The organism is Actinomyces mediterranea (genome assembly GCF_900155595.1).
GTDB lineage: Bacteria > Actinomycetota > Actinomycetes > Actinomycetales > Actinomycetaceae > Pauljensenia > Pauljensenia mediterranea.
Map to the genome: position 1 here is coordinate 1,243,269 of NZ_FTPB01000004.1, position 25,880 is coordinate 1,269,148.

Here is a 25,880-nt window from a genome sequence, read left to right on the forward strand (position 1 = left end):
TCGGTGTAGCGGCCCGGAGGGCGACCGCGGGGTATCGTTGAGGCATGACACCGACCGGGGCATTGCGGATGGACTCCGCGGGCGGACACGGACCCCGCACAGCGGGCGCCGTCATCACTGTCTCCGACCGATGCGCCGCGGGCCTCGCCGACGACCTCTCAGGTCCTCTCGCTGTGAGCCTCCTCAAGGATTTCGGGGTCGACGCCGGGCTCATCACCGTCCCCGACGAGGCCGGGGCCGTCGGCGCTGCGATCAGAGCCGCCATTGACGCGGGTGCGCGTTGCGTCATCACGACCGGCGGCACAGGCCTCGCCCCGCGCGACGTCACCCCCGACGCCACAGAGCCCCTCCTGGCCACCCGTATCCCCGGATTGGAGGACGCAATGCGCAGGGCGGGAGAGCCCCATGCGCACGCCGCAGCCCTGTCGCGCGGGCTCGTCGGAGTCACCGAGAGGAATGAGAACGGAGCCCTCGTCGTCAACGTCCCCGGCTCTCGCGGCGGAGTCGCGGACGCCATCGGTGTCATCGGCCCTCTCATCGCCCACATCCTCGACCAACTCGCAGGCGGCGACCACCCGCGGCCAGAGGGATCGTGACGACTGCGCTGTAGGATCAGTCGGTGCGCACCCAGGTTCCGCTGCGCCCGCCCGACTTCGCGGTAATGCGGGCATCGGCGATGAACGCGCTGCGATCCACGCCCTTGACCATGTCGATGACGGCGAGGGCGGCGACGGTGACGCAGGCGAGCGCCTCCATTTCGACGCCCGTGCGATCCGCGGTGCGAACACTCGCCTCGATCTCGACATGGTCGTCGGCGAGGACGAGGTCGACCTCGCATCCGTGCACGCCGATGACATGAGCGAGCGGCAACAGATCAGGGACCTTCTTCGCTGCCTGTATCCCGGCGATCCGGGCCACCGCGAGGACATCCCCCTTCGGGACGGAGCCGGTGCGCAGAGCCTCCATCACCGTCGACGAACAGCGGACGCGGGCTCGCGCCGTCGCCTGGCGCACTGTCGGGGTTTTCGCGGTGACATCGACCATGCGGGCGGCGCCATCGGCGCGAAGATGGGTGAAATCGCTGGTCATCAGTACTCCACGGTGTGTCGTCGCCTCCGCAGGCGTTCAAGGGGAATGATCGGCAGAGCCATGCCCGCATCGACCTCATCGATATCGGCGTCGACCATGGCGAGGCCATCCGCCCGGGCCAGGCCGACAACGGCGTGAGAGCCCGAGCCGAGACGATGCGAGGGCTCCACCAGCAGTCGCCCGTCCTCGTCGAATCGGACGACGCGTACGGGGATGAATTGTGTGCGCCCCGCAGGCGTACGCCATGGGACCCGCGCAACGCCGGGCAGAGCGGGTGGGCGACTCGCGCCATCGCCTGTAGTGCGGCCGGCGAGGATATCGATGAGTCCGCGGACGTAGACGGCGAAGGAGACGAGGACGCTCACGGGATTGCCCGGAAGGCACACGACCGGCGTCGCCTGTCCGCCGACGTCGACCGTGCCCGCCCCCTGGGGGCCGCCCGGCTGCTGTGCGACGTGGTGGAATCGGACGCTATCCGCAAGGGCCCGGCGCACGACCTCGTAGGCGCCCTGGGAGATCCCGCCCGCCGTGATGACGAGATCCGCCCGATCGTGTGCGGCGAGCAGGGACGACAGGAGGAGTGGATCGTCGGGGCATCGCAGGTGTCCGATGACGAGGCCGCCCGCCTCTTCGACGAGGCCGCGCAACAGGGGGCCATTCGAATCGGGGATCATGCCGGGGCGCACCTTTTCGCCCGGTTCGACCAGCTCGGAGCCGGTGGTCACGATGAGCACCCGCGGATGGGGGCGGACGCGGACCCGCGTACATCCGGCGGCCACGGCGGCGGACACGGCGGCGGCATCCAGCACCTGCCCGGCGCGCAGGACAGTGTCGCCGACGGCGCAGACCTCGCCCTCGTGGCGCACATTCGCCCCGGGGTCGGGGAACCGGTCGAGGCGCACATGACTGGGAGGATCGGCGACGCCCGCCGGGTGGTCGGTCCACTCGACCTTTACAACTGTGTCCGCCCCCTGGGGCATTCGGGCACCCGTCATGATGCGCATCGCGCATCCGGGCTCGAGGCGATGATCCGTGCCGTCACCCGCGGCGATATCCCCCGTAACGGACAGGGTCACAGGAGCCTCCACATCCGCGACATCCGCCGAGGCGAGGGCGAAGCCGTCCATTGCGGAGTTCGTAAACGGCGGCAGGGGCAGTGCCGCCGTTACATCGCGCGCGAGGACGAGGCTGCGGCACTCCTGTACGGGCGCCTCGACATCGTCCACGACGGCGACGAGGGACTCGACGAGGCCGCGATGAGCGTCGATCGACCATGCGGCGGTGTCCGGGTGCGTATTCATTGGCCCTCCCAGGGTGCGAAGACGAGGATGTCGTGGCGCTGGGACGCAGCGTCGACGACGAGGACGGAGCCGATGAGGGGGCGCCCGAAACCGGCGATCAGCTTGATCGCCTCAGTCGCCATCACCGCTCCCGCCTGGCCCGCTACCGGCCCGAGCACCCCATCGGTCTGCGACGAGGGGGTCGCCCCCATTGGCGGGGGCTGCGCATGGAGCATCCGCAATGACGTCGGCGGGACGGGGGAGGGGGGAGCGGACCAGAACACGGAGACCTGGAAGCGCGTTCCGACCGCCGTGCCCCAGACGAGTGGGGTCCCCGATGAGGCGCACCAGTCCGCGACCTCGTATTTCGTCGTGTAGTCATCGGAGCAGTCGATGATGACGTCCCACGCGCCCGCCTGCTCGTCGAGGAATTCGGCCGTCACACGGCCGAAGGGGCGAAGCTCGCAGTCGGGGGAGAGAGCTGCAAGAGAATCGGCGGCGGCGTCGGTTTTGAGGGCGCCCACGTGATCGGAGCGGTAGAGGATCTGCCGCTGCAGATTCGTCTCCTCGACTCGATCGTGGTCGCACATCCCGACTACTGCGACACCCGCCGCAGCGAGGTAGGCGAGAACGGGGGAGCCCAGGCCCCCGGCTCCCACTACGAGGACGCGGGCTGCGCCCAGGCGGGCTTGGCCGAGGGGTCCGATTCCGTCGACCATCCAGGAGCGGCGATGGCGCTCAAGGCGCGGATCGTTCTCGTCAAGGGGGATGACGGGGCGGGCGAGGGGGATCGTGACGGCGTTCGTGGCTGGTGCACTCACGGCAAACCGGACCAGGAATGTGAACCGTCGGTGAGAATCTGTTTCTTCCACACGGGAAGGGAGGCCTTGACGTCTTCGACGACGGCTTGGACCCCCGCGAACGCTTGAGCCCGATGTTCAGCCGCCACGGCGACGACCATCACCGCGTCACCGACCCTCAAATATCCGGTGCGATGCCACGCGGTGACCGCGTGGACGCCGGGCCGGGTCCCGATGTGCATTGCGATATCGCGGAGGATCTGGTCCGCGCTCGGATGAGCCGAATAGTCGATGCCGACAACGCCCGAACCGGAATCGTGATCGCGGACGACCCCCACGAAGGAGGCGATCCCTCCGCATGACGGATCGTCCACCGAACGGCAGATGGCCTCGACGTCGAGGACCTCCTCCGTGATTGACGTGTGTACCGTACCCACTGCTCTCTCCTGAACTCTGATGGTCAATCCGACGCTCAGCCGCCCGCGAACGGGGGGAGGACATCGATGCGCACCCCCGGCCGCAATGCGCGCGTACGATCCGCCGGACGCTGCTCCACCAGGTAGGACGACACATCGAGGATGGGGGCGAGGGCGGGGAAGGAGCGCGACAAGTCGACGATGAGTCGCCCCAGCGTGTCGGGGACATCGTCCTCGGCGAGTTCCAGCATATCCGTGCCCGCGGCGTCGGATGCTCCACCGAAGAAGTGGACGTGTGTCGTCGGAGGCTTCCATGATGCTGTGGATTCGGTGAGCACGATGGTCGCAATGAGGGGGTCATCCGGGTCGGGAATCCACTCCCATGTCGCCAATGAGACGGCGGTGCGCTCCAGAATGCGGTCGACGAGTCCCCGGCGGACATTGAGTGCGAGGCGATCGGGGTTGTCGGGCTCCGTCAGCGGGCAGGCGGTGAGAGTGAACGCCGTCGGCGACACGGACGAGGGTGTGGCGCCCAGGCCCAGTGCGGTCAGGAGCAGGCGGATCTTCCCCATGTGGTTGGCGAGGGAGAATTCCGTCAGCGAGGCGGAGCCCAGCTTCGAATGGTCGGGAACATGCATCGATGCGAGGGCTCGGTCGCCCCAGGCGCGTCCAATCGCACGCGCCTCCTCGGTCTGGTCGACGTCGGCGACGTGGAGGCACTCGAAGACGGCTGCTGCGAATTGGGTGAGCATTTGCGCCGCGAAGGAGGGATCGGTCGGTACCGATGTCGAATATCCGATGGAGGGTCGCCCCCGTCCTTTGGCCGGTAGCTGGGTGCGCGCGATGAGGCCGAGTGCGGTGAGGGCATCGAGGGTCTCCCTCACAGACGACACGTGCAGACTCGCTTCGTCGGCGAGGTCGGTCGCGGTCACGGGACAGGTGTGGGCGGAGATACGGCTGAGAAGTGTGTGTTGTGCCGTCGTCAGCGTCGCCATCGTCGACAACAGGTCTTCGAGGCTACGGGGCGTGCCCTGCTCGACCACGGATTCCTCCCATTCCTTCACAGATACGGTTCGCGGCGGATACCGCGTACCTCGCTGGAGTCTATCGCAGTCGCCTTCTACCATCCGCGCGCCGGGTCTTCTGCCTGGGAGGCGTCCTTGCGGGAGCGATAGACGATATGCGGCCTCGTGGTGTAGCCGACCGGTGCGGACAGCACGTGGATGAGGCGTGTGAACGGCCAGACGCAGAATAGAAGCAGACCGGCTCCGATGTGGAGTTTGAAGGCGAGCGGAACGTCGACCATCAGCTGCACCTGGGGATTGAGGTAGAAGATGGAGCGGAACCACACGGAGATCGTTTCGCGATAGTCGTAGCCGTGCGGACCCCCGAGGACCTGTGTGGACAAGGTCGCCCATCCGCCGAGGAAGACCGGCAGACACAGGAGGATGTAAGTGACGATGTCCATGCGGGTCGTCGCCAGGCGCACCGATTTCACCACGATGCGCCGGTAGAGTAGCGCGACGAGGCCGACGATCGTGACGAGTCCGGCGATCGAGCCGGGAATGGTCGCCATGAGGTGGTACATGTGCTGGGGGATGCCGACCGCTTCGGTGACGCTCTTCGGGATGATGAGGCCCATGACGTGACCGAGGGCGACGAAGAGGATCCCGAAGTGGAACATCGGCGAGGACCAGCGCAGGATCGCGGACTCGTTCCAATTCGAGGAACGGGACGTCCACCCGTATTGGTCGGTCCGATACCTCCAGATGAGGCCGACGATCATGAGGATGATCGCCGCATATGGCAGGACCGCCCATGCGAGGGTGTCGATGACGGTGACGTCGCCCCCGGCTATATTCGCTGCGGAGATCAGCGTGGTGGAGGAGTGCAGCATGATGCTCACCTTTCCTGCGCGATATCGGACGTGGGGAATGGAGTCGAATCGAGATCGCCGATGCCGACGAGCTCTGTCGGGGGTCCTTGCGAGACGAGTTCCTCGAAGCGCTTGAGGGTCTGTTCATCCGCTTCGGGAAGCGTCGCGACGAGGGCGTCGAGCAGGTGCGCATAGGGCGAGTCCGCCGCGCGCAATGCGGTGCGGATCACCTCGATGCCCTCGCGGTTGGAGCGCAGGAGCTCTTCAGCGGTACCGGTCTCGTCGAGGGCGCAGAACTCCAGGATGAGCGGAAGGTGGTCGGGCAGCTCCTTGCGCTCGAGGTCGAAGCCCGCACGGTGGAGGACCTCTGCGAAGGCGAGGATCGCCTGCCCCCTGCCCCTGGTATCCCCGTGCGAGTAGTAGGTGAGTCCGAGGGCGCATCGGCGCCGCTGGTCGAAAGTTTCGACGTAGTGGACCTGCATCTCGCGCAGGCCCTTCGCCTCAGCCTCATCGCAGAACGCCGCGAGGGACTCGGCGACCGGGGGCGGCAGGCCGGGCAGTTCGGCGCGCACAGCGAGGAGCCGGGAGTCGAGGGCCTCTACGGGGTAGTCGAGGAGGATCGAGCACGCCATGCGCACGACGCGCCGCGCGTCCTCGCTGATATCATCTGTCGGCGCGGATGCGGGAATGCGGGGGAAGCCGATGAAGGTGCTCATCGGATCACCTCAAGGGGGAGCATCGAGCGCCCCTGCGGCGTGACCGTCATCGGATTATTCGACGTCGCGGGCGCCGTGCCATGGAAGGCCTCCGCATCGTAGGGGACGGGACAGCCCTCGAGGTCCTTCAGCCCGCGCGGCATTTCGGGACTCGCTGAGGGGATGACGTAGCGGTCGTCGTATTTCGCGATCGACAGCAGGCGGTACATCTCGCGGACCTTGTCCCCGCTCATGCCCACGGCTGCGGGGATCTCCTCATTGCCCTCGGCGCCGTTGTACACGTCGCGCATGTAGGACCGCATGGCGGCGAGCCTGCGAAGGGACAGCTCCACGGGGGCGGTATCTCCGGCGGTGAAGAGCCCGGCGAGGTATTCGAGGGGGATACGCATCTGAGCGATCGCGGAGAGCAGCACCCGGTGACCTTCGCCGTCGGCTCCGGAAGCGGTCACCTGGTCGACGACGGGCGACAGCGGCGGCACGTACCACACCATCGGGAGGGTGCGGAACTCGGGGTGCAGCGGCAGTGCGATCTCGTAGTCGGTGATGAGCTTCCACACGGGCGACTCCTTAGCGGCGACGATCCACGAATGGGGGACCCCATTCGCTTTCGCCGCAGCGATGACCTGCGGATCGTTGGGGTCGAGGAGGATATCGCGATGCGCGCGCAGGAGGTCGCGCTCGTCTGTTTGCGAGGCCGCCCAGGATACACGGTCGGCGTCGTAGAGCAGGACTCCGAGGTAGCGGAGCCTGCCGACGCAGGTCTCCGAGCACACGGTCGGCTCACCCGCCTCGAGGCGCGGATAGCACAGGGTGCACTTCTCCGCCTTGCCGCTGTGATGGTTGAAGTAGACCTTCTTGAAGGGGCACGCGGACACGCATTGGCGCCAGCCCCTGCACTTGTCCTGATCGACGAGGACGATGCCATCCTCGGTCCGCTTGTACATGGCGCCGGAGGGGCAGGCCGACACGCATGTCGGATTGAGGCAGTGCTCGCAGATGCGCGGCAGATAGAACATGTAGGCGTCTTCGATGGTCTTGGACACTTGGAGGCTCATCTGCTTGAGCACGGGATCCTCATCGAGGGTCTCCATCGAACCGCCGAGGTCGTCGTCCCAGTTGGGACCCCATTCGGGTTTGTCGATGTGGTCGCCGGTGATGCGGGACTTCGCCCTCGCCACAGGGATGTTCCTCGAATTCGCGGGGGCCTGGAGCAGCTTGTCGTATTCGTAGGTCCACGGCTCGTAGTAGTCCGTCATTTGCGGCATCGTCGGGTTCGCGAAGATCTTCGCGAACGAGGCCAGGCGCCCGCCCTGACGGGGGACGAGGCGGCCATTGGCCTGGCGCTGCCAGCCGCCGCGCCACCTGTCCTGATCCTCCCAGCGCCGGGGGTAGCCGACACCCGGGCGGGTCTCGACATTGTTGAACCACATGTACTCGGTGCCCTCACGATTCGTCCACACCTGTTTGCAGGTGACCGAGCACGTGTGGCATCCGATGCACTTGTCCAGGTTCATCACCATTGCGATCTGGGCCATGACCTTCATCAGAACTGCACCTCCTGGCTGCGGCGGCGAATCACCGTGACTTCGTCACGCTGGTTGCCGGTCGGACCGTAGTAGTTGAATGCGTAGGCGAATTGCGCGTAGCCGCCCGCGAGGTGCGTCGGCTTGAGGAAGATGCGCGTCAGCGAGTTGTGAGTGCCGCCGCGCCTGCCGCTCGACTCGTTGAGCGGGGTGTTGATCTGTCGATCTTGAGCATGGTGCATGAACACCGTGCCCTCGGGGATCCGGTGCGAGACAACCGCTCTGGCGGTGACCGTTCCATTGCGGTTCGTCGCCTCGATCCACTCGTTGTCGCGCACCCCGATCTTGTCGGCGTCCTGGGGGCTCATCCAAATCGTCTGGCCTCCGCGCCCCAGGGTCAACATGTGGAGGTTGTCGTAGTACTGGGAGTGGATCGCCCACTTGTTGTGGATCGTCAAGTACCGGACGGCGACTTCAGCGGCGCCCGTCTGCGAGTTCGCCCGCACGTCGCCGATCGGCCTCTCCCCGTAGAGATGGGCCAGGTTGAGGGGCGGTCGGAACACGGGCAGCGCCTCGCCCATGTCGAGTATCCAATCGTGGTCGATGTAGAACTGCGGGCGTCCGGTGAGGGTGTGCCACGGCTTGAAGCACTCGACGTTCTGCACGAAGGCTGAGTAGCGCCGCCCGCCGTGTTCAGAACCCGACCATTCGGGGCTGGTGATCACCGAACGCGGCTGGATGCGGGTGTCGATGAAGGTGATCCTCTTCTCCTCGTCTCCCTCAGACAGGTAGGCCATTGCGGTGCCGGTGCGCTTCTCGAGCGTTCGGAAGCCCTGCGTGGCGAGGCGGCCATTCGTGGTGCTCGAGAATCGGAGCGCCATATTGCAGGCCTTGATATCGGTGTCGCACAAAGGCCGGCCCTCGCCCGCATTGCCGTCCATCGGGGCGCGCCCGTTGAGGTCGCCGAGCTCCTCCGTCTCCCGACTCGTGTCGTAGACGATTCCCTTCTGCGCGAAGCCGAGGGTCGAGGCGAGCGGGCCGATGCGGTCGAACTTGTAGCCGATCTGCGTGTAGTCGCGCTCCACGGGGACGAGTTTGGGCATGGTGATTCCCGGCGTCCACGTCTGCTCGGGCACGATGCCCGACGGCATCGCCATGGCGTCGGGGGAGTCGTGGGCGAGGGGCACCGCGACGACATCCGTCTGAGTGCCGAGATGCTCGGCGGCCATCGCTGAGACGAGGTGGGCGAGACTCTGGTACATCTCGAAGTCGGTGCGCGCCTCCCACGGCGGATTCACCGCGGCGTTGAAGGAATGCATGAAGGGATGCATATCCGTCGAGGACAGATCGTGCTTCTCGTACCAGGTCGCCGCGGGCAGGACGACATCGGAGTGGAGGGTCGTCGACGTATTGCGGAAATCGGCGACCCACATGAGGTCGAGTTTGCCGGGGTGGGCCTCATCCCGCCACGCCATCGTTGTGGGGCGGTTGTCCTCGTGGAGTTCGACCGCATTGACGTCGTTATTCGCCCCGAGCATGTGCCGTAGGAAGAACTCGGTGCCCTTCGCTGAGGAGCCGAGCAGGTTCGTACGCCAGTTCGCGAGGATCTTGGGGACATTGTGGTGGGCATCGGGGTCTTCCATGGCGAAGCGGAGGCGTCCCGCCCGCAACTCGGAGGACACGTAATCGCCCGGGCTCATCCCCGCCTCTGCCGCCTCGCGTCCCAGGACGGTGGAGGAGCGGTCGAAGGTCGGGTAGGAGGGCATCCAGCCGCGCTGCACGGATTCGACGAGCGTGTCGGCGAATTGCTTACCCTCGAAGTGGGGGGCCTTGAGGGGGTTGCCGATCGAGGACGCCCGGGCACCGTCGTAGCGCCATTGGTCGGTCGTCATGTAGTACCAGCCCGTCGAGATCATCTGACGGGGCGGACGATGCCAGTCGGTTGCGAAGGTGAAGGACGCCCATCCGGTGATCGGGCGGACTTTCTCCTGCCCGACGTAGTGCGCCCAACCGCCGCCATTACGGCCCTGAGTGCCGCACATCGTCGTCAGGGCGAGGAAGGATCGGTAGATCTGGTCCGAGTTGAAATAGTGGTTCGTCCCGGCCCCCATGAGGATCATCGAACGGCCCTCGGTTTCAAGGGCGTTGAGGGCGAACTCGCGTCCGATCGTGATCGCCGCCCCCGCGGGCACACCGGTGTGCTCCTCCTGCCATGCGGGGGTCCCGGGCGTCGAGGCGTCGTCGTATCCGGTGGGCCATTGTCCGCCCAGGCCATCGCGTGCGACCCCGTACTGGGCTAGGAGGATGTCGTAGACGGTGGTGACGAGGCGGTCGTTGACGCGCCGCGCGGGGACTCCGCGGACCGTGTAACCGCCGCCGATCGAGGCCTGATCGGCCGCCGCAGGGAGGTCGAAGCGCGGGAGCGCGATCTCGACGCTTTCCCACTGGTCGGTGTCCATCATCGACAAGACGGGGGAGACGCCGTCGAGATTGAGATTCCAATGCCCCGCGCCCTCGTCCCCGAAACGATCCGCGAGGGTGCCCCCGGGATCCTTCACGGTGCCGTCGGCCTCGATGACGAGGGGGCGGAATGCGTTGTTCTGCGTGCGTTCAGTCGTCCCCTCGGGCATCTTGTCCGCCGTGAGGAACTTGCCGGGGGTCAGCGTGTGCGCGGGGACGCCCTCGCGGGCGTCGGCGCCGACCTCGTCGATTTCCACAAGGAAGGGGGCATCGGAGTAGCGCGTCATGTAGTCGAGGAAGAAGGGCTCGCGCTTGGCGACGTGGAACTCTGTGAGGATGACGTGCCCCATGGCGATCGCCAGTGCGCCGTCGGTACCGGGTTGGATGCGCAACCAGTCGTCTGCGAACTTCGTGTTATCCGCATAGTCGGGGGATACGACGACGACCTTTTGGCCGTGGTAGCGGGCCTCCGCCATGAAGTGGGCGTCGGGGGTGCGCGTCAGCGGAAGATTCGTGCCCCACATGATGAGGTACTGCGAGTTGAACCAGTCGCCCGACTCGGGAACATCCGTCTGGTCGCCGAAGAACTGGGGGCTGGCGGGCGGCAGGTCCGCGTACCAGTCGTAGAAGCTCAGCATGGTGGCGCCGATGAGTTCGTGGAAGCGTGCGCCCGCGCCGTAGGAGATCATCGACATCGCGGGGATGACGGAGAAGCCCGCGATGCGGTCGGGACCGTACTCCTTGATCGTGTGGACGTAGGCGGCGGCGACGATCTCCATTGCCTCCTCCCAGGAGGCCCGGACCATTCCGCCGCGGCCGCGCTGCGACTTGTAGGCGCGCGCCTTGTCAGGGTTCTCCACGATGTCCCCCCATGCGAGGACGGGGTCGCCCAGACGCTTCTTCGCTTCTTGGAACATGTCGAGGAGCACGCCGCGGACATAGGGGTACTTGATGCGGGTGGGCGAATACTCGTACCAGGAGAAGGCAGCGCCCCTAGGGCATCCACGGGGCTCGTATTCGGGCATATCCGCGCCGGTCGACGGGTAGTCGGTCTGCTGCGTCTCCCAGGTGATGATGCCGTCTTTGACGTAGATCTTCCACGAGCACGACCCCGTGCAGTTCACGCCGTGGGTGGAACGGACCACTGTGTCGTAGCTCCAGCGGTTGCGGTAGAAGGCATCCGCTTCGCGTCCGCCCTCGAGGAAGAGCTGGCGGGCATCATCCGATGCCGTTCCCCCGCGCAGCCACGATCCCATGGCGAACAGGGGAGATGTGAACCGGTCGGGGAGATTCTTCTCGGTGGTCATGTCGGCTCCTCGAAGTGGGTGAATGGGAATGTGGACGGGGGTGGCGGATCAACCGGGGAATGGGGCGCCCGGGCGCGCGTAGCGCATCCAGCACAGGACGGCGCACAGCACGCAGTAGGCGGCTGCGGTGAAGTAGAAGACGTGGTCGGGCATGAGGGTGAGGGCGACGCCGACGAGGAAGGGGCCGAGGGCTGCAACGGCTCCGGTGAAGCCGATCGCGCCGCCTGCCTGGCGCTTCGGCATGATCATCGGCATCTGCTTGAAGGTCGAGGCGTTGCCGACCCCGGCGAAGAAGAACATGCAGAGCATGCCGACGAGGAAGGGAATGAAGTCGGAGGGGTCGTCAGTCGTCATGAGGACCCAGCCGCACCAGGCGAGGGTGATGGACATGCCGACTGAGGACACGAAGGTCCAGATCGCGCCTCCGAATCGGTCGCACAGGGGGCCCCACGCGAAGCGGAGGACGGCGCCGATGAGGGTTCCCAGGAATGCGTAGGACAGTCCGACGGGAAGGGACTCGGGGTCGAAGGACTGGGCGAGGAGGGAGAGTCTGCCGAAGTTGTTGTTAATGATGAGGGCGGTCTGTGCGCCGAATCCGGAGAACAGTCCAAAGGTCATGATGTAGAGGACCGTCATGTACCAGGTATTCGGATTTCCGAATATGTCGAGTTGCTCTTTGATATTGGCCTTCAGTGGGACATCCTTGAGCATGGTGAAGGCCAACACGGCGGCGAGGATCGACCACGGGACGAAGAAAACGGTGGCATTGATGACCGTCGGCGTGCGCCCGGCGGCCTCGGGCGCGATCCAGGTGACCCCGAAGAGGCTCATGCTCATGAGGAATGGGGCGGAGAGTTGAATGACGGACATACCGAGGTTACCCACACCGCCCTGGAGACCGAGCGCGGTTCCCTGGAGGCGCTTGGGGAAGAAGAAGCCGGTCGAGGGCATGTACCCGGAGAAGGTGGCGGCTCCGATTCCGCAGGCGAAGGACAGGAGCAGCAGGACGGCGAAGGAGGTCCGGGGGTTTTGGACTGCGAAGAACCAGCCGAGCATCGGCAGGACGTAGAGGAGGGACGACCAGTAGATCATCCGTCGGGTGCCGATCGTGGCGGGAAGGAACATGTAGATCATGCGCAGCGCTGCGCATGACAGGCCGGGCATCGACGTGAGCCAGTAGAGCTGAGTCTTGGACAGTTCGAATCCGAGGTCGTTGAGCCTGGGGGCGATCGCGTTCGGGAGGAACCACACTGCGAAGCCGAGCATGAGGGAGAAGGTCGTGATCGCCAGGGTCCTCCATGCGATCGAGGAGCTCCATGCCGACTCCTCTTCGGGATTCCAGCCGTCGAGGACACGTCCGGTCCATTGCGGGGATGATGTAGCGGCGCTGCTCATTGTTCCTCCCAGTGAGTAATGACCCAGAACACTTGTATTTAGCGGGATCGTATCAGCGAAAAACAATGGCGGGTAGATTTTGGAGGCACTCTCCCAGGTTCGCTGTTTATGCAGGTCATTGCTCATTATGACGAGGTCGGGAAGGGGGTCTCAGTGTCTGTGGGAGAGAGGTGTGCTGTCATTTACATCACAGCGGATTCAGTAAATTAACCGCCGATGGCTGACATGGTGCGCGAGGGGATCGCGAAGTCGTCCCCGTTGAGGCCGTGGGCCAGAGGCTTGTTCCACATCGCCGCTGCCCACGCCCGGGCGATGTCGTCGTCGGGGGCGCCAGAGCGCGCCAGCGTGCGAAGGTCCGTCTCGCGGGTGGAGAACAGGCATGAACGGATCATTCCATCGCTGGTCAGACGGGTTCTGTCGCAGGCGGAGCAGAAGGGGTCGGAGACCGATGCGATGATGCCGACTCTGAGGGAGGGGTCCGAATCGATACTCCATGAACATGCGGGGGAGTGCGCATCCGAGCGGGCGACGGGGGAGAGGGTGTGCCTGGTCGACAATAGGTGGAGGATCTCGTCGCGCGTCATCATCGCCCCCCGATCCCAGGTGTCGGCCGGGCCGATCGGCATCTGCTCGATGACCCGCAATTCAATGCCCCGCTCGAGGCAGAAGTCCAAAAGATCTGGTACATCGCGATCGTTGATGCCGCGCAGTACCACTGAATTGACCTTGAGCGGATGCAGTCCCGCCTGTGCGGCCGCATCGAGTCCGGCGAGGGCGTCGAATAGACGGTTCCTGCGGGTGATCTGCGAATAGCGTTCCGCATTGAGGGTGTCGAGGGAGACATTCACCCGGTCGAGTCCGGCATGTGCGAGCGCTCGGGCGCGCTTGTCCAAGCCGAGCCCATTCGTGGTGAGGGCGAGTTCGGGACGTGAGCCCTCGTCCGTCACCAGTCGGGTGCAGGCCTCGATGATCCTCTCGAGCCCGGGGCGCACGAGAGGTTCTCCGCCTGTGAATCGGATCTGGCGGATCCCGAGCATTTCAACCCCGATCCGGGCGAGGCGGATGACCTCGGCATCGTTGAGCGTGTTCGCTGTGGGGATCCATTCCAGCCCCTCGGGGGGCATGCAGTACGAGCAGCGCAGGTTGCAGCGATCCGTCAAGGAGATGCGCAGGTCGCGTGCGATTCGCCCGAAAGGGTCGACGAGCCGCAGCTCCGGGCCGCCAGTTGCCGGGAGCAGTCTGAGCGCTGAGGGGGATGGGCCGACCATAGGGACACCATACCCGTACTGAAAGGGGCGCAACCCTTTCAAATAGAAATCGATGCGATCAGGTGGACAATGATACCCATGATGGATCGTGTCATTGACGCCGTCGTGCTCGCAGGAGGGCGGGGTATAAGGCTCGGAGGCGCATCGAAAGCGGATCTCAATGTGTCGGGGCGTCTCCTCGACCGCGTTCTCGACGGGCTCCGCCCCCATGTGAACGGGCGCATCGTTGTCGTCGCACCGGACGGGGTCGCGATCCCCGACGGCGTCATCCGCACCATGGAGGAGCCTGCGGGCGGCGGACCGCTCGCAGGCATCGGTGCCGGGTTGGACGCATTGGCGCGGATGGGAGGCCCCTCGGGGAGGGCGGGCGATGAGGAGGGCTTCGTCTTCGTCTTCTCGGTGGACTCTCCAGGGGCGCCGCTGCTTGCGTCGCGCTTACTTCGCGCCATCGAGGCTGCTCCATCGGCTGAGGGGGCGCTCATCGTCGGCGGGGAGTTCGCACCCTTCCGCCAGTATTTGCAGGCGGTGTATCGTCTCGCGCCGCTGCGACGGGCGCTCGCCAGGTCCGCGGCTATGGGAGGACTGCACGGCCGCTCGGTCCGCTCCTCCCTGTGCGGACTCGACCTCGTCGAGGAGTCCGCTCCTGCCGAGGAGTGCCGCGATATCGATACTGTGCAGGACCTCGCCTGGTGGCGGGAACATCTGTGAGGAGATGCGAGTCCCGCAGTGCTCAGCGTTCTTCGCCGAGCTGACCGAAGATCGCGGGGAGCAGGGGCGAGAGCACGGCGAGGGTGTCGAGAGCCCCGCCCTGCGAGCCGGGCGAGGAGACGATGAGTGCTCCGTGCGAATCGCGCGCTGTCACTCCGACGACCTCTCTGGACAGACCCGACAAGGGAGTGTGGCGCAACCCATGGGTGCGGATCTGTTCGGCGATGCCCGGGATCTCCACTTCGATGACTTCGCGAACCGTTTCTGGGGCCACATTGCCGACGCCGAAGCCGGATCCCCCGAGGACGAGGATGAGCCGGTCGCCCAATGCGATTCGCTCGTCGATCGCGGCGCGCAGATCCTCCCCGTTTTCGCAGACGACGCGGGTGGAGACGCGGGTGATGCCCGCCTGAACCAGTGCTGTCCGACAGGCGGGGGTCGCACGGTCCTCCTTCTCTCCCGAGGCGATGCGGTCGGAGAAGACGATGAGGCAGGCGGTGACGCGTGACAGATCGTAGGCGGATGATTGCGGCATGCGGGTTCTCCTCACAGGATCAGTAATTTTAAATGGATAAAACCAGTTAAATATAAAATAGTTTATGAGCTGCGAAAATGAGAAGTGTTACCCATTTGCAATAGCGTGTTTCGGTATTCTTGATCGATTGCTAAGATATTTTAGTCGGTATAATACCATTAAAATGAGCGAGGAGGCTCTCATGCGATCCATCCATACGATTCTGCCCCTTGGTGTCGCACTCGCGTGCCTGATCGGCGCCTGCTCAACAGGATCGGGCAGTGCGGGCGCCCCCGGATTCGCCGACGCCCCTCCCGATGGTGAGCCGATCGTCCTCAATGTCTACGCCGCAGCATCCCTGACCGAGACCTTCGCCGAATTGGAGGAAATCTTCGAATCCGACCACCCCGGAGTCGACGTACGATTCAACTTCGCGGGCTCTCAGGACCTCGTTGCCCAGATCGCACAGGGGGCGCCCGCAGACGTCCTCGCCACGGCGAATGAATCGACGATGGACGCCGCGAGAGAGCAGGGTCTCGTCACCGAATCCACCCTCTTCGCCACGAACACCCTCACCATCATCACGACGCCGGGCAACCCTGGAGGCGTCACCGGACTCGACTCCTCGCTCGACTCCGTCACACTCGTCATCTGCGCCCCTGAAGTCCCCTGCGGCAAACTGACCAAGAAACTCACGGAATCGCTGGGCATCACGCTGAACCCCGTCTCCGAGGAGCAGGCGGTGACCGATGTGCGGGGCAAAGTCTCCTCCGGGCAGGCTGATGTGGGCATCGTGTACAAGACCGACGCCCTCGCTGAGGGGGATGCAGTCGACACCGTCGAGATCGACGGGGCGGACACCGCCGTCAACGCCTACCCGATCGCCCTCGTCTCGACGACGGAACATGCCGAGGCCGCACAGTCCTGGATCGACCTCGTCCTGTCTGAGCGAGGGCAGGCGATCCTCGAAGAAGCGGGATTCACCCCGGCGACATGAACGCACTGCAGGCACACGGGAGCCCCGCGCGGACACTGCGTCGGCGCGTCCCCTCCGCGCGCACCGCCGCCGTCTCGCCGCTGCCCCTGTGGGCCCCCCTGCTCGCCGGACTCGCCCTCGTCTTCCTCCTCCTCCCACTCGCGCTCATGGCCGCCCGCGTCTCCTGGACAGAACTGCCGGGGATCCTCGCCACGGATGAAGCCATCGACGCCCTCGCCCTGTCCTTGCGCACCTGCGTCACCGCCCTCGGGATCGACCTCGTCCTCGGCGTGCCCGCAGCGCTCGTCCTCGCGAGGAGGTTCAGGGGCGTGCGCATCCTACGGATCCTCGTCGCACTGCCGCTGTCCCTGCCCCCCGTCGTCGCGGGCATCGCCCTCCTCACCGCATTCGGGCGCCGCAGCCTCATCGGGTCGACACTCGAAGCCCTCGGCGCCGGAATCGCATTCTCCACCCCCGCCGTCATCATGGCGCAAGTCTTCGTCTCCCTCCCCTTCCTCGTCGTCACCCTTGAAGCGGCATTGCGCGCCCGCCCCGAGGGCCTTGAGGAGATGGCGGCGTCCCTGGGAGCCTCGCCCACCCGCGTCCTCGGGCAGATCACCCTTCCCATGGTCGCGCCGGCGATCGCGCGGGGAGGGGCGCTCGCCCTGGCCAGGTGCCTGGGGGAATTCGGCGCGACACTCACCTTCGCGGGCTCCTTACAAGGGGTGACCAGGACGATGCCGCTGCAGATCTACCTCGCGCGCGAATCCGATTCCGCCCTCGCCCTCGCCCTGGGAATGGTGCTCCTAGCGGCGGCCGCCGTCGTCGTATCCTTCACGGAAATGCTCCAGCGGGCGCCCGCGCGCACCCGCGACGACGCCTCTACTCCCGCCCGCATGCCTCCTGCCCGGGGCGCATCCAGCGCAGTACCGGTCGACGTGCACGGCCGAATCAGGGAGCGGGACTGGCAGATCGACGTGTCGCTCCCCGCAGGACGGGTCAGCGCCATCATGGGGCGCAATGGGGCGGGCAAAACGACACTCGCGCAGGTCATTGCAGGTTCTCTCCCCCTCGACGAGGGTGTGGCCCGGATCGGCGGGCGCGTCGTCGACTCCGAGGGGGTGTTCGTTACGTCTCGCCATCGCGGCGTCGCTCTGGTCAGTCAACAGCCCCGCATCTTCGGTCACATGAGTGTCGTCGACAATGTCGCCTTCCCCCTCAGGTGCCGGGGAGAATCGCGCGGCAGCGCCCGCGAGGCGGCCATGGAACAGTTGGCGAGCGTCGGCTGCGAGCACCTCGCGATGCGCAGGGGTGACGAATTGTCGGGGGGCCAGGCTGCGCGCGTCGCCCTCGCCCGCGCCCTCGTCTTCCACCCGCAGGTCCTCGTCCTCGACGAGCCCACAGCGGCACTCGACGTGGAGGCCGCAGCGGTGGTGAACCGCATTCTCGCGGCGCGCCTCGCGCACCAGGGGGTGACGACGGTTCTCATCACCCATGACGCGGTTCAGGCCCTCCAACTCGCGTTCCGCCTCATCGTCCTCGACGAGGGCCGGGTCGTCGAGGAGGGCGGAGCGTCCCGGGTCCTCGCGAACCCCAATCCGTGTTCTCCGCGCGCCTCGCCGGACTCAATGTTGTCACTGGCGAATCGGTGAGATTCAATGACGGGCTGCTCGGAATTCGAGTGGGCGAGGGCAGACTCGTTGCAGCTCAGGGAGACACCGGCGGCGAGGAGGGGGAGGAGATGGCGCTCCTCTTCGAACCCGATGCCGTCGCCTTGTTGCGCGAGCCGGGCACGGGGTCTGCACGTTCACTCATCACCGGGAGGATTGACGCGGTCGAATCCTCCAGCGGTCTCATCACTGCGCATATCGCCCTCGATGGGGAGCGCCGGGTGTCGGCGCGCGTGACCACCAGCGCGTGGGCGGAGCTGGGGTGCCGGGTCGGGAACGGGATCTGGTGCGCCGTGAAGGCGACGCAGATCCGGGCCGTGCGGGTCGCGCCGCGCTGACCGGCGTTCAGCGGTCCTGGTGCGGAATCTCGATGTGATCGGCGTCGGGTGCCTGGCGTGTCATCGAACGGATGACGAGGTGCATCCAGATCAGAGTCGCACCCGTGATGATCGTCATGACGACGAAAGGCGTTGACGTCAGGCCCGTCCACCTTTGGATGTAGGCGAACATTGGAGGCAAGAAGAAGCCGCCGAGGCCGCCGAGCATTCCGACCAGGCCGCCGACCGAGCCCACATGGTCGGGGAAGTAGGTCGGGATGTGCTTGTAGACGGCGGCCTTGCCGATGCCCATCGAGCAGCCGATGAGGAAGATGATGAACACGACGAGCGCGAGGGGAAGGCCGAAGGCCGCACCTGTGTCGGCGTTGACGCCGGAGGGGATCATGAGGATCGTGAAGAACGCTCCGATCGTCACGAAAGTGATGTACATGCCCACGCGGGCGCCCCACTTGTCGGAGACCCATCCGCCCAGGGGTCGCAGCAGGGAGGCGGGGAAGATGAAGGTTGCGGTGAGCAGCCCCGCGGTCGTGAGGGATACTCCGAAATTGTCGACGTAGAAGGCGGGCAGGATCGCGGAGAAGGCGACATAGGCGCCGAAGGCGATGACGTAGTAGAGGCTGAAGCGCCACACGCGGATGTCTCTGAGGGGCTCCAGCATCGTCGAGATATTGACGGAGGCACCCGGCTTTCGGTCGACTGTCGGGGTGACGACCCACTGGAGTATCACGAAGACGGTGAGCAGGACTGCGTAGATGACGGGGATGAGGCGCCAGCCGCCCTGGATTCCGAGGATGTAGGTGGAGCCCGCGGTGGCGGCGATGATACCTGGGCCAATGAGTTTCGTGACGGATGCTCCGACGTTGCCCGCGCCGAAGACCCCCAGGGCGAATCCCTTGCGGCGGTCGGAGAACCATGCCGAGTTCCATGCAATTCCCGAGGAGAAGGAGTTGCCGACGATGCCGACGCAGAATGCGAGGACGAGCAGCATGGCGTAGTTGCCGGTCGGGACGAGGGAGACGCCGATGGAAGCGATCGCTCCGAGGACCATCATGACTGTCATGACGATCTTGCCGCCGAAACGGTCGGCGAGGATGCCCGAGGGCAGGCGCCACATGGAGCCGTTGAGCACGGCGACGGCGCTGATCCAGGACAGTTGGACGGAATCGAGGCCGAATTCTTGTTGAATCGGCTTGCCGAGGATGCCGAACATCAACCACACCGCGAACATGAGGGTGAAGGAGATGGTGGACATGACGAGGACCCTGTTGGCCCCCGGTGCTTCACGGCGTGGGGCTGAGTCTGCGGACAATGCTGTGCCTCCGGTCGACGGGTGTTGATAGTGATGACTGAGCCTAACGCGCATCGCAGATATTTTCGAGTAGTTGACCCGCGTAAATTAGGTCGCTGTGCAACGCGTCGCAGGATCCCCCTCGGTTGGCGACTCGGGGGCGGGGTGGGATATGCTGGTGCGCACTGGTAGCGTGTCCGAGCGGCCGAAGGTGCAGCACTCGAAATGCTGTGTGGTGTCACAGCCACCCTGGGTTCAAATCCCAGCGCTACCGCCACGGTTTGGCCCGTGACTCCAGGGAGAAGCTAGAGTCGCGGGCCTTTCTGTTCTCACGCGCTGACTATGTCCGGCTCTCCCCGCGCTGACCGTGGCGGACCCTGGCCTTAGCCCCTCTTCACCTCCGGGCGACCCTCCTCGGACCAGAGGACGTGGTAGGCGGTCCCGGGGTCGTCGATTCGGCGATAGGTGTGTGCTCCGAAGTAGTCCCTTTGTGCCTGGATGAGGGCGGCGGGAAGGCGTTCGGCGCGAAGCTGATCGATGTAGGAGAGGCTTGAGGCGAAGACTGGCGTTGGAGTCCCCGTGAGGATCGCCTGGGCGGTGATGCGCCTCCATGCGGGAAGCGCTTCCTCGACGGCTTCGGCGAAACGGGGCGCTGTGAGGAGCGTCGGGAGCCCCGCATCGGCTTCGTAGGCGCTGACGATGTCGTCGAGGAAGCGCGCCCGAATGATGCAGCCGCCTCGCCAGATCTTCGCCATCGCTCCCAGGTCGATGCCCCAGCCGTTCGCTTCGCTCACGGTCGCGATCTCGTCGAAGCCCTGCGCGTAGGCGGCGATCTTCGCGCCGTAGAGGGCTCGGCGGACGTCGTCGATGAAGCATGCGCGATCCTCGATCGACATCGTTTGGGCGCCGGAATCCAGGTTCCGCCGCCGCATGGCGTCGCGCTGGCGCGAGGCTGATGATATTGAGCGTGCGAAGGTCGCTTCGGCGATCGCGGGTACGGCGACGCCGAATTCGAGGGCGTTCTGCGTGGACCAGGTTCCGGTCCCCTTCTGGTCGGCTGCGTCCACGATGATGTCGACGAAGGGGTGCCCAGAATCAGGGTCGGTGCGCTCGAGCACCTCTGCGGTGACTTCGATGAGGTAGGAGTCGAGTTCGGAGTCCTTCCAGGAACGGAATACTTCTGCGATTTCGGGAACGCTCAGTCGGCCGATGGAACGAAGGACCTCGTAGGCCTCGGCGATCACCTGCATGTCGGCGTATTCGATGCCGTTGTGAACGGTCTTGACGAAGTGTCCGGCGCCGCCCGGGCCGACGTGGGCGCAGCAGGGGGAGCCGTCGACCTGTGCGGCGATGCTCTCCAACAGGGGGCCGATGCGCCGGTAGGCGTCTACGTCGCCGCCGGGCATGAGCGAGGGGCCGAGGAGGGCTCCTTCTTCGCCTCCCGATACTCCCATTCCGACGAAGCGGATGCCCTTGTCGGCGAGATCCGCTTCGCGCCGGACGGTGTCGGTGTAGTGGGTGTTACCGCCGTCAATCACGATGTCGCCGGGTTCGAGGACTTCGGAGAGCTGGTTGATGACGGATTCGGTCGCGGGTCCTGCGGCTACCATTGCGAGGACGATGCGCGGTCGGCTGAGGGAGGATGCGAAGGACGTGATGTCGGTCGCGGGGAGGAAGGATCCTTCGTCGATGTGATTCCGGGTGAAGCGGTCGACGAGGTCGGGGGTGTAGTTGAAGAGGGCGACGGTGCTCCCGTGGCGTGCGAGGTTGCGAGCGAGGCTCGTCCCCATCACTCCGAGGCCGTAGACTCCGATGTCGGCGAGAGGATGCGTACCGGGTGTGTCCTGCATGATGTGCCTTTCAAAAGGGTAGGTGCCGGTCGAACGGGGCATTCGCGGGCGTCTGGGTGAGGTTCAGTCGTTTTCGAGGAATCCGCGGAGCCCCTTGTCGAGGAGGGCGGCTTTCACTTCGGCCACGAGGGATCGGGTGGCCGCTTCGGCTGTCGCGGAGGCGCCGTTCGCGATGGCGCGGGCGACTTCGTCGTGCAGGTCGAGGGCGATGGGCTCGGGGCGCGCGGGATAGAGGCCGAGGCGGGTGCGCCCAGAGAGGACCTCTGCGACGAGCCCTGTGAGCGCGGCGAAGACATCGTTGTGGCTGGCGGTGAGGATGAGGGAGTGGAACTCGATGTCTGTGACGAGGAAGTCGCTGAGGTCTTCAGATTCTGATTGTTCTCGGAGAAGCGTTGCGAGTCTGAGGATGGACGATCGTTCTTCTTCGGTGGCGCGACGCGCTGCTGCGGCGGCGGCGGAGGGCTCGATAGCGGCGCGCGCCTCGGTGAGGGCGCCGAGTTTGGGGCCGCGGGGGTCTGCGTCGAGTTGCCAGCGGATGACGGTCGGGGAGAGGGAGTCCCATTCGGATCTGGGGCGGATGATGAGCCCGGTTCTGCGACGGGACTCCATGAGGCCGTCGGTTTCCAGGGATCGCACGCACTCTCTGGCGATGGTGCGGGAGACACCGTATTCGTTCTGGATCCACTCCAGGGTCAGGGGCTTGCCCGCTGCGAGGTCACCGGAGACGATTCGGCGGCCGAGCGCTTCTCGGACGTCGTTGTGAAGTGAGCGCGGCACGTGAACTCCTCCTCTGAGCCGATGTCGCCAGCATACTCGTAATTCAGCAAAAAAATCTCTTTTGGGATTGATTCGTAGTATTTAATGTGTAGTATGAGATTACGAAATGACGAAGATGTCACTCAAGGAGGAAATATGGGATCTGCAAACAGCAAGTCCGTCACGCACCTCGTTGTCATGGGAGTCGCCGGCTCTGGCAAGACCACAGCATCGCGCTCCCTCCGTGAACTCACCGGTTGGCCCATCGCAGAAGCCGATGACTTCCATCCTGCGGCGAATATTGAGAAGATGTCCGCCGGGATTCCACTGACCGACGAGGACCGATGGCCCTGGCTCGATAGCCTCCGTACCTGGATGACGGAGCGTGCGAACGAGGGATCCTCGACGATCGTCACCTGTTCGGCCCTCAAGCGCTCCTACCGCGACCTTCTCGCGGAGGCCCCCGGACGAGTCGTCTTCGTCCACCTCATCGCCGAGCAGGCCCTCCTCGACGAGCGCATGAAACAGCGTGAGGGGCACTTCATGCCCCCGGCGCTCCTCCCTTCCCAATTCGCGGCCCTTGAACAACTCGAGGCCGATGAGGACGGCTTCGCCGTTGAGTCCCGCGAAACCCCTGAACTCACACTCCGCGCGGTCGAAGAGGCCCTCGCTAAACGCGGCGTCTCCCTCGAGATCTGATCCCCGTCCCCAACTCATGCTTCCATATGGAGGAAACCATGACACCTGCACTCCTCAGCGCCGCAGACACCATCACTCACTCCGATAGTGATATCCGACTCGTCGGCGCCGCGCTCGCGGGCATCGCGACGATCATCGTCTTGATCGTCTGGAAGAAGGTCCACCCCTTCCTCGCCCTCACCCTCGGCTCGGCGGTCCTCGCCCTTGCCGCGGGAATCCCCCTGGGCGACACCTTCACCGCCTTCTCGAGCGGCCTCGGCTCCACCGTCGGCGGCGTCGGGACACTCATTGCCTTCGGCGCCATCATCGGCAAACTCCTCATCGACTCGGGCGGCGCCGACCAGATCGTCGACACCATCCTCGACAAGACGCCCATGTCCAGGCTCCCCTGGGCAATGGCCCTCGTCGCCTTCGTCGTTGGCATCCCGCTGTTCTTCGAGGTCGGCATTGTCCTGTTGATCCCCGTCGTCATGCTCGTCGCCCGCCGCGCACACCAGCCCCTCGTCCTCGTGGGAATCCCCGCGCTCGCCGGCCTGTCCGCGCTTCACGGCCTCGTGCCGCCCCACCCCGGGCCGCTCATTGCGATCGACGCCCTCGGCGCGGACTTGGGCATCACCCTGGGCCTCGGTCTTCTCGTCGCCGTTCCGACGATCATCGTCTCCGGTCCGGTCGCCGCGCGCTTCATGGCGCGTTGGGTCCCCATCGAGGCGGGCGCTCCTCTCGGAGCGGAGTCTCACGTTGAGGTCGAGAAGCGCCCCTCCTTCTTCACCTCGATCGCCGTCGTCCTCCTTCCCGTGATCCTCATGCTCGGCCGCACCATCGTCGAGACCCTCGCGGGCGACTCCACGGGGGCGTGGATCTACCGGGGAGCCATCTTCCTTGGTCAGCCGATCGTCGCCCTGCTCCTCACCGTCCTCGTGGCGATCCTCGTCTTCGGAGTGATCCCCGGTCGCAGCGCCGAGGACATCTCTTCGATGGTCGGAGCCTCCCTCGGGCCCATCGCAGGCATCCTCCTCATCGTCGGCGCCGGCGGCGGATTCAAACAGACCCTCGTCGATTCGGGCATCGCCGACATCATCGCCGCATGGATCGAGCAGGCCGCCGTTCCGGCGCTCGTCGCCGGATGGCTCGTCGCCGTCGCAGTCCGCCTCGCAACCGGTTCCGCGACGGTCGCGACCATCACTGCCGCGGGCATCATGGCCCCTCTCGCGGGGCAGATGCCCCCTGTCGAGGCCAGTCTCCTGGTCCTCGCGATCGGTGCGGGGTCGGTCTTCCTCTCGCATGTCAACGACGCGGGCTTCTGGCTCGTCAAGGAGTATTTCGGCATGACCGTCGGCGAAACATTCAAGACCTGGTCGCTCATGGAGACCCTCCTCTCCGTCGTCGCCGGTACGGCCATCGTCCTCATCGGAGCGGTCCTCGGAGTCCTCTGATCCGCCTCTGGAGCGCGTCGGGGCTTCGTCCCGGCCGCGTTGGTTCGTGGGGTGCGAGCGATGCGCCCCACGGGCCCGACGCGGATTCGGCGGCGCCCGCTGCGACATCGGATGCCTCGGCTGCGGCGCTCTTCAGTCCAGAATCCGCCGACCGGGTGAGTTCTGCAATGGTGGGGGTCTGTTCAATGGAGTCGGCCCGAGCGAGGATCGAGGCGTACTCGGCTGCATCGGCCCCGGGCGGGGGCATCTCGCGCAGGTGGACGAGCAGGCGCACCGACTGGCTCTTGAGGGCTACCAGGGTCATGGATCCGGAAATGACCCCGCCGACGCCCATCATGACCCCGAAGAACAGGGCGAGGCGCCCAACGGTCTCGTCGTCTGCCTCGTCGAGGTCGGAGAGCAAATCCTGCCACCCGTAAAGGTAGACGAGTTTCTGAATGATCCTCAGAGCGTGGACGTGGTACTGCGTGATATCCGCCGGCACGGTGGCGAGCATCGCAAATCCTCCCGTCAGTCCCGCTGTGAAGGACATCGCTGCGGATTTTCGGGTCTCGAAGTCGATTGTCGAGGCTGCCAACTCGTCGAGGCGGTCAAGAGCGATTCCAGCGTTGAGTGGCGTCGACTCCAGGGCGATGCCGATCTGGGCGTCCGAGGTTCCGAGCTTGCGCAGCTCTTGGCGCAGGTAGTCCTGGCGGGACACTGCCACTCCTCGGATGCGGATGACTTTGGAGAGGAACTCGATCGCGTATTGCTGTGCGTGTGCATCCTGCTCGGCGGTCATCTCAGCAAGGGGTGAGGCCGCCGCAAGCTCGTCAGCGGTCGCGCCTTCATCCCCCCGGAACGAGGTCGGCGTGGTCATTCATGTCATTCCTTCGCGGTGGGTTGCTCGGCGAACTCGAAGTCGATGGAGGCTTCGGGGTCGACTGCGGTGATGATTCCGGTGAAGAAGACTTCGGCCTGGGAGCGCAGGTGCTGCTCGTTATCTGCAATGAGCTGTGCGCTCTGGTCTGTGACGATCCTTGAGTACAGGACGCTCTCGTCAATGTCGGCGGTGACGAAGCTGAGGATGCCGTTCGCGGTGTCGATCTTCTTGAAGGGGCCTTCGCCGTCCTGATTGCTGAACTTCATGCCCATGAACTCGAACGCGGGAATGCTGACGCTGTACGAGTGTTCGCCGGTCTTCATAATGTTGACTTGCGTTCCGTTGATGCCGAGGCTGACAAGCGTGATGTCCTGTTTGAACTCGAAGGATTCGACGGTTTTCGTGTCGCGGGTGTCCGTCGAGATCCCTGCAGTGAAGAAGCCCGTGATGCAGAGGGATGAGAATGCGCCTCCAGCGATGAGTAGCAGCGCCGCCACTCCTCCGGCGATGAGCTTCGTTTTGAAACTCAGTGGATTCCGTCTCCGGACGATGGCCCCATCGGGTTGGCGTGACGAGCGCGCGAATCCGCTCGGGTCATCGTCGGGCGACAAGAGTCTAAAATCCGCGCGGGGGGGGGATGAGATTATGAGAAGATT

24 protein-coding genes and 1 tRNA gene are annotated in these 25,880 nt (G+C 65.3%); 8 read left to right on the plus strand and 17 right to left on the minus strand.

Annotation, left to right across the window (positions count from 1 at the left end; all coding sequences use genetic code 11):
- The first annotated feature begins 68 nt into the window (after positions 1-68).
- Positions 69-596 carry a MogA/MoaB family molybdenum cofactor biosynthesis protein gene (locus tag BQ7471_RS09520; RefSeq protein WP_076465816.1) on the plus strand — a complete coding sequence of 176 codons (528 nt, stop codon included), beginning with the start codon at positions 69-71 and terminating at the stop codon, positions 594-596.
- Positions 597-612: 16 nt separating this feature from the next.
- Here the strand turns inward: BQ7471_RS09520 and moaC are convergent, their stop codons facing one another.
- The 11 genes from moaC to moaA all read right to left on the minus strand — a co-directional run bounded on the left by moaC (position 613) and on the right by moaA (position 14,130).
- Positions 613-1,089 carry a cyclic pyranopterin monophosphate synthase MoaC gene (gene moaC / locus BQ7471_RS09525; RefSeq protein ID WP_076465817.1) on the minus strand — a complete coding sequence of 159 codons (477 nt, stop codon included), beginning with the start codon at positions 1,087-1,089 and terminating at the stop codon, positions 613-615.
- A complete protein-coding gene (locus BQ7471_RS09530) occupies positions 1,089-2,390 on the minus strand; it encodes a molybdopterin molybdotransferase MoeA (protein WP_076465819.1) in 1,302 nt (433 codons plus the stop codon). The genes moaC and BQ7471_RS09530 overlap by 1 nt, the downstream gene beginning before the upstream one ends.
- Positions 2,387-3,190, minus strand: a complete 804-nt coding sequence (locus BQ7471_RS09535) for a HesA/MoeB/ThiF family protein (protein WP_235821290.1) — start codon at positions 3,188-3,190, stop codon at positions 2,387-2,389. Before BQ7471_RS09535 ends, BQ7471_RS09530 begins: the two co-directional genes overlap by 4 nt.
- Positions 3,187-3,606, minus strand: coding sequence for a molybdenum cofactor biosynthesis protein MoaE (locus BQ7471_RS09540; protein ID WP_076465820.1), 420 nt, complete (start codon positions 3,604-3,606; stop codon positions 3,187-3,189). The genes BQ7471_RS09535 and BQ7471_RS09540 overlap by 4 nt, the downstream gene beginning before the upstream one ends.
- A gap of 35 nt (positions 3,607-3,641) precedes the next feature.
- Complete coding sequence (locus BQ7471_RS09545) at positions 3,642-4,628, minus strand: MoaD/ThiS family protein (RefSeq protein WP_235821291.1); 987 nt, start codon at positions 4,626-4,628, stop codon at positions 3,642-3,644.
- A 77-nt stretch (positions 4,629-4,705) separates the two neighbouring features.
- On the minus strand, positions 4,706-5,482 hold the full coding sequence (gene narI / locus BQ7471_RS09550) for a respiratory nitrate reductase subunit gamma (RefSeq protein ID WP_076466359.1): 777 nt from the start codon (positions 5,480-5,482) through the stop codon (positions 4,706-4,708).
- A 5-nt stretch (positions 5,483-5,487) separates the two neighbouring features.
- Entirely contained in the window at positions 5,488-6,177 is a 690-nt protein-coding gene (gene narJ / locus BQ7471_RS09555) for a nitrate reductase molybdenum cofactor assembly chaperone (RefSeq protein WP_076465822.1), read from the minus strand.
- The gene (gene narH, locus BQ7471_RS09560) at positions 6,174-7,721 is read right to left on the minus strand and encodes a nitrate reductase subunit beta (RefSeq protein WP_076465823.1); all 1,548 of its coding nucleotides are present in this window, start codon (positions 7,719-7,721) and stop codon (positions 6,174-6,176) included. The genes narJ and narH overlap by 4 nt, the downstream gene beginning before the upstream one ends.
- Complete coding sequence (locus tag BQ7471_RS09565; RefSeq protein ID WP_076465825.1) at positions 7,721-11,467, minus strand: nitrate reductase subunit alpha; 3,747 nt, start codon at positions 11,465-11,467, stop codon at positions 7,721-7,723. Before BQ7471_RS09565 ends, narH begins: the two co-directional genes overlap by 1 nt.
- A gap of 48 nt (positions 11,468-11,515) precedes the next feature.
- The gene (locus tag BQ7471_RS09570; RefSeq protein ID WP_076465827.1) at positions 11,516-12,862 is read right to left on the minus strand and encodes an MFS transporter; all 1,347 of its coding nucleotides are present in this window, start codon (positions 12,860-12,862) and stop codon (positions 11,516-11,518) included.
- 206 nt (positions 12,863-13,068) lie between these two features.
- On the minus strand, positions 13,069-14,130 hold the full coding sequence (moaA, locus tag BQ7471_RS09575; RefSeq protein WP_076465828.1) for a GTP 3',8-cyclase MoaA: 1,062 nt from the start codon (positions 14,128-14,130) through the stop codon (positions 13,069-13,071).
- A 78-nt stretch (positions 14,131-14,208) separates the two neighbouring features.
- On the opposite strand from moaA, the gene mobA reads away from it, so the two are divergent.
- A complete protein-coding gene (mobA, locus tag BQ7471_RS09580) occupies positions 14,209-14,838 on the plus strand; it encodes a molybdenum cofactor guanylyltransferase (RefSeq protein ID WP_076465830.1) in 630 nt (209 codons plus the stop codon).
- 22 nt (positions 14,839-14,860) lie between these two features.
- On the opposite strand, the gene BQ7471_RS09585 is transcribed toward mobA, so the two are convergent.
- Complete coding sequence (locus BQ7471_RS09585) at positions 14,861-15,373, minus strand: molybdopterin-binding protein (RefSeq protein ID WP_076465831.1); 513 nt, start codon at positions 15,371-15,373, stop codon at positions 14,861-14,863.
- Positions 15,374-15,554: 181 nt separating this feature from the next.
- Between BQ7471_RS09585 and modA the strand changes: the two genes are divergently transcribed.
- Genes modA through BQ7471_RS11840 form a run of 3 tightly spaced genes read left to right on the plus strand, consistent with a single transcriptional unit; the run spans position 15,555 to position 18,336 of the window.
- Positions 15,555-16,349: a molybdate ABC transporter substrate-binding protein gene (gene modA, locus BQ7471_RS09590; protein ID WP_076465833.1), complete on the plus strand. Its 795-nt coding sequence runs from the start codon at positions 15,555-15,557 to the stop codon at positions 16,347-16,349.
- Positions 16,346-17,980: a molybdate ABC transporter permease subunit gene (gene modB, locus BQ7471_RS09595; RefSeq protein WP_328586650.1), complete on the plus strand. Its 1,635-nt coding sequence runs from the start codon at positions 16,346-16,348 to the stop codon at positions 17,978-17,980. The genes modA and modB overlap by 4 nt, the downstream gene beginning before the upstream one ends.
- Complete coding sequence (locus BQ7471_RS11840) at positions 17,977-18,336, plus strand: TOBE domain-containing protein (RefSeq protein WP_328586651.1); 360 nt, start codon at positions 17,977-17,979, stop codon at positions 18,334-18,336. The genes modB and BQ7471_RS11840 overlap by 4 nt, the downstream gene beginning before the upstream one ends.
- A 7-nt stretch (positions 18,337-18,343) precedes the next feature.
- Here the strand turns inward: BQ7471_RS11840 and BQ7471_RS09600 are convergent, their stop codons facing one another.
- Positions 18,344-19,588, minus strand: a complete 1,245-nt coding sequence (locus BQ7471_RS09600; RefSeq protein ID WP_076465834.1) for an MFS transporter — start codon at positions 19,586-19,588, stop codon at positions 18,344-18,346.
- A 223-nt stretch (positions 19,589-19,811) separates the two neighbouring features.
- Here BQ7471_RS09600 and BQ7471_RS09605 point away from each other — a divergent pair.
- Positions 19,812-19,901: transfer RNA gene (locus BQ7471_RS09605), tRNA-Ser, on the plus strand.
- Positions 19,902-20,007: 106 nt separating this feature from the next.
- On the opposite strand, the gene gndA is transcribed toward BQ7471_RS09605, so the two are convergent.
- Together gndA and BQ7471_RS09615 are read right to left on the minus strand one after the other, a co-directional pair.
- Positions 20,008-21,474 (minus strand): NADP-dependent phosphogluconate dehydrogenase, encoded by a 1,467-nt coding sequence (gndA, locus tag BQ7471_RS09610; protein ID WP_076465836.1) that lies wholly within the window; start codon positions 21,472-21,474, stop codon positions 20,008-20,010.
- Positions 21,475-21,537: 63 nt separating this feature from the next.
- Positions 21,538-22,251 (minus strand): FadR/GntR family transcriptional regulator, encoded by a 714-nt coding sequence (locus BQ7471_RS09615; RefSeq protein WP_076465837.1) that lies wholly within the window; start codon positions 22,249-22,251, stop codon positions 21,538-21,540.
- A gap of 135 nt (positions 22,252-22,386) precedes the next feature.
- Here BQ7471_RS09615 and BQ7471_RS09620 point away from each other — a divergent pair, with 135 nt between their 5' ends.
- Entirely contained in the window at positions 22,387-22,929 is a 543-nt protein-coding gene (locus BQ7471_RS09620) for a gluconokinase (protein ID WP_076465839.1), read from the plus strand.
- Positions 22,930-22,967: 38 nt separating this feature from the next.
- Positions 22,968-24,362: a GntP family permease gene (locus BQ7471_RS09625; RefSeq protein ID WP_076465840.1), complete on the plus strand. Its 1,395-nt coding sequence runs from the start codon at positions 22,968-22,970 to the stop codon at positions 24,360-24,362.
- Here the strand turns inward: BQ7471_RS09625 and BQ7471_RS09630 are convergent.
- A complete protein-coding gene (locus BQ7471_RS09630; protein WP_076465842.1) occupies positions 24,334-25,221 on the minus strand; it encodes a hypothetical protein in 888 nt (295 codons plus the stop codon). The genes BQ7471_RS09625 and BQ7471_RS09630 overlap by 29 nt on opposite strands.
- Positions 25,222-25,226: 5 nt before the next feature.
- Entirely contained in the window at positions 25,227-25,721 is a 495-nt protein-coding gene (locus BQ7471_RS09635) for a hypothetical protein (protein WP_129583420.1), read from the minus strand.
- Between the last annotated feature and the right edge of the window lie 159 nt (positions 25,722-25,880).